The 250-nt window shown below is 50.4% G+C and carries 1 pseudogene; it reads right to left on the bottom strand.

The annotated features are described in order from the left end of the window. A pseudogene (locus tag C476_RS19235) lies at positions 1–238 on the bottom strand (hypothetical protein); the annotation flags it as partial. Between the last annotated feature and the right edge of the window lie 12 nt (positions 239–250).

The following is a 250-nucleotide window of genomic DNA, read 5'->3' as shown; positions in this document are numbered from 1 at the left end:
GAACTGCAAATTCAACGAAGTAGAACGTGCGGTCCGCCCACGCATCAGTATCACCCCCCGGGATTTCGAGTAATGACTCAACCAACGCCCGATCCTCGGGAAGCGACGCTCGAAATTCATGATCCGAACGGACAAAGATACATTTCGAGTCGGAAACCCGTGCTAGCTCCCGTTGTACAGTCTCAAATTGACCGTGTTTTGGATCAAGTTCTAGGTGGACAACGGTTCCGTAGTCCATCAGAACACTAAT

Origin of the sequence: Natrinema limicola JCM 13563, assembly GCF_000337475.1 — an archaeon.
Classification (GTDB): domain Archaea; phylum Halobacteriota; class Halobacteria; order Halobacteriales; family Natrialbaceae; genus Natrinema; species Natrinema limicola.
Note: the sequence above shows the minus strand (reverse complement) of the source record. Positions and strands in the feature narration are given on the sequence as shown.